This window comes from Micromonospora sp. 4G55 (genome assembly GCF_016803375.1).
Map to the genome: position 1 here is coordinate 1 of NZ_JAEVHN010000688.1, position 3,180 is coordinate 3,180.

Annotated in this window: 3 protein-coding genes and 2 pseudogenes; 2 read left to right on the forward strand and 3 right to left on the reverse strand. The window is 75.0% G+C overall.

All coding sequences use genetic code 11. From position 1 onward, the window contains the following. Positions 1-279: pseudogene (locus JNW89_RS32410) on the reverse strand (hypothetical protein); the annotation flags it as partial. Between the two features lie 74 nt (positions 280-353). Next, a complete protein-coding gene (locus tag JNW89_RS32415; protein ID WP_238451955.1) occupies positions 354-899 on the reverse strand; it encodes a hypothetical protein in 546 nt (181 codons plus the stop codon). A gap of 100 nt (positions 900-999) precedes the next feature. Here JNW89_RS32415 and JNW89_RS32420 point away from each other — a divergent pair. Both JNW89_RS32420 and JNW89_RS32425 read left to right on the forward strand, forming a co-directional pair. Further along, positions 1,000-1,789: pseudogene (locus JNW89_RS32420) on the forward strand (S-adenosyl-l-methionine hydroxide adenosyltransferase family protein). A gap of 39 nt (positions 1,790-1,828) precedes the next feature. After that, positions 1,829-2,071 carry a CPCC family cysteine-rich protein gene (locus JNW89_RS32425; protein WP_238451956.1) on the forward strand — a complete coding sequence of 81 codons (243 nt, stop codon included), beginning with the start codon at positions 1,829-1,831 and terminating at the stop codon, positions 2,069-2,071. Between the two features lie 99 nt (positions 2,072-2,170). Here JNW89_RS32425 and JNW89_RS32430 read toward each other — a convergent pair. After that, positions 2,171-3,180, reverse strand: a 1,010-nt coding sequence (locus tag JNW89_RS32430) for a hypothetical protein (RefSeq protein ID WP_238451957.1), incomplete at its 5' end; no start/stop codon positions are given.

Here is a 3,180-nt window from a genome sequence, read left to right on the forward strand (position 1 = left end):
CGTGCTGGCTCCCAGCCCCGACCGGGTGTCCAAGATCCTGGCGGGTGAGAGGCCTGTGAGATCGGCGCCCCGCGCGAACCAACCGACGACATCGGCGATCAGGTGGGTGGAGCCGGCGTGGTTATACAGGGCTACTTTGCCTCCGGCTCCGACCGTGATGATGGCCAGATTTGGCCTCGTCTCCCCCGCCGTCAGGTTCAAAGTGCTGCTGGCGGGTCGGCCTTGCCCGGCCGGATAGGCGGTGATGTAGGTCGAGGCGGTCGGCTGGGTGCCAGTCAAGTTGAAGACGACGGCACCGACGCCAGGCCGCCGCGACCGCCACGGACGACGAGGTCGCCGCGGCGCTGCGGCGGTCAGCCCAGCTTGGCGAGGACGTCGTTGTACCGCTTGCGCTCCGCCGCCCCGGTCTTCGTGCCGAGATAGCTCAGCACCACCGCGCCCTTGCGGAAGGCGTCCGCACCCCAGACGTCCATCTGGTTGGTCGCGTTCGCCTCGGTGGGGAAGACGTACACCTTGACGGCGTCGGTGGTCAGCAGCTCGGCGCAGCCGATGCCGGCGCCGTCCGGTCCACAGTCGACCGTCCGGTCGCGCAGGTTGGTGGCCTTCAGGCCGGCCGCCTTGAAGGCGTCGACGACCTTCCGGGCGCCCGGGGTGCCGGCGGCCTTCGTCGGCATCCGGAACGCCGGGGTGGACGGGCTCTCCGACGGGGTACGGGGCGCCTTGCCGTTCGTCGGGGCGGCCGGGTCCTCGGGCGAGGGCGCCTCGCTGGTGGCGACGGCCTTCGGCGAACCGTTGGCCCAGGACGGGTCGCCGGGCTCGGGGTCGCTGCCACAGGCGGCAAGCCCGAGGGCGAGCAGGATCGTCACGGCGGCCGGGAGGACACGAGCGCGTTTCGTCACCCCGGCAGTCTGCCGAACGCGGTGACCGGACGGCACCGGCCGGTCGGCCGAGCGGCGTTCTCCGGTCAGCGCCACCCCCGCACCGGCTAGCCTGCTGACCATGGCCCCGACCGCCTGGATCTCGCTGACCACCGACTACGGCCTCGCCGACGGGTTCGTGGCCGCCTGCCACGGGGTGATCGCCCGGATCGCCCCGGCGGTACGCGTCGTCGACGTGACCCACCTGGTGCCGGCGGCCGACGTACGGCGCGGGTCGGCGGTGCTGGCGCAGACGGTGCCGTCCCTGCCGTACGCGGTGCACGTCGCCGTGGTCGATCCGGGTGTCGGCACGGCCCGGCGCGGGATCGCGCTGGTCACCCCGGGTGGGCTGCTGGTCGGGCCGGACAACGGCCTGCTGCTGGCCGCCGCCGAGGCCCTGGGCGGGCTCACCGCGGCCGTCGAGCTGACCAATCCGGAGTGGCTGGCCCCGGAGGTGTCCCGCACCTTCCACGGTCGGGACGTCTTCGCCCCGGTCGCGGCCCGGCTCGCCCTCGGCGCCCCGCCCGCCGACGCGGGGCCGCCGGTGGACCCGGCCACCCTGGTTCGCCTGCCCGACCCGGTGCTGCGGCGGGACGCCGACGGATTCACCGCCGAGGTGCTGACCGTCGACCACTTCGGCAACGTCCAGCTCGCCGCCGGGGCCGACCTGCTGGCCACAGTGCCCCCCCACCACGCGGGTGGCCGGGCGGGCCGCCGTACGCGGACGGACCTTCGCCGACGCGCCGGCCGGGGCGCTGGTGCTGTTCGTGGACTCCGCCGGCCTGCTGGCGCTGGCGGTGAACGGCGGCCGGGCGGCGGACCTGCTCGGAGTGGCACCGGGCGACGTGGTCACGGTGTGCGGACAGCGCTGACCCTGCCGCCGCGCCGTCCGGTGTGGAATGCTGCTCGGCGTGGGTGAGCTCTGGGTACCGGTCGCCTGTCCCTGCTGCGCCGCGCGGACCGGCGGGGGCACCTGTCCGGTCTGCTTTTGGACCGACGACGGTCAGGCCGACGCGGACGCCGAGGAGGTGCGCGGCGGCCCGAACGGCGACCTCAGCCTCAGCCACGCCCGGCTGAACTTCGCCGTCTACGGCGCCAGCCACCCGCGCTACCAGGACATGGTCCGCGCACCCCGCCCCGACGAGCGGCCCTGACGGGAGGGCCGACCGCACGGCCCGACCGGCCGACCTGCGCCGGGCAAGTGGAGCGCGCGGACCGGCGGGACGTCCGAGCCCCGCCGGTCCAAAGCCGGGTCAGCAGAGCGACACGGTCCCACCGTAGACGGCGGAGAGGTACGCGTGGCTGACGTACTGGCCGCCGGCCAGCCGGTTCCACCGGTTGGTGGTGCGGTACGGCCCGGTCACCGTCTGCCCGACGACGTAGCACTGGATCGGCACGTTGGCGTACCTGGCGGCTAGCCCGCGCACGCCGTACCCGGTGCCGGGTCCGGTACGCACGTTGAGCGGTCCGTCGCCGACCACGCCCCGGGGTCCGGTCCCGGTCCACAGGTACGCCACGTCGACCCAGGCGTTGTCGGTCAGTCGCAGACCGTCGGCGAACGTGCCGTCGGCCAGGTCGATGCCGGACGGGTTGCGCACGGTGCGCCCGAACTGGTCCCGCCCGCCGTGGTGGCCCGACTGGTACGCCGCCTGCGCCTCCGGCCGTCCCTGCGGCAGGTCCTTCCAGTTCTCCCGGACCGCGCTCGGGTTCCAGTGGTCGTCCCGGGTGTTCCACGGCCCGACATCCCAGACCGGGGCGTACTCGCAGCGGCTGCCGCTGGTGGTGCAGACCCGCACCGTGTAGTCGCCGGTGTTGAGCGGGGCGAGCCCGCGCCGGCTGGGCAGCGCCACGAAGTGGTCCCGGGCCTGGATGATCCGCCCGTTGGCGGTCTGTCCGCCGACCGACCCCTCGCGGGTGGCGAAGACCCGGTAGATGACGCCGGCGGTGGCAGCCGACACGGTGGCGACGGTGTCGGCGGTGAGCTCGACGGCGCGTACCGAAGCGGTGGCGCGGGGGTCGCGGACGGTGAGCAGCACCCGGGTCTGGACCCGGGTGACCGGCCGGTCGAAGACGGCGCCCGGGCCGGTGGCCTCCCGCCACTCGGTCCAGCCGGCGGCCCGCCAGCCCCGCACCTGGGCCTGCACCCCGCCGCCCCCCGCCACCTCGGCCGGTGACCTGGGCGCGTACCCGGGTGGCCGGGCGGGCCAGGGTGTGGGGCGCAGCCAGATGGGCGCCCTCGGCGACCGGCCCGCCGACGGCGGCG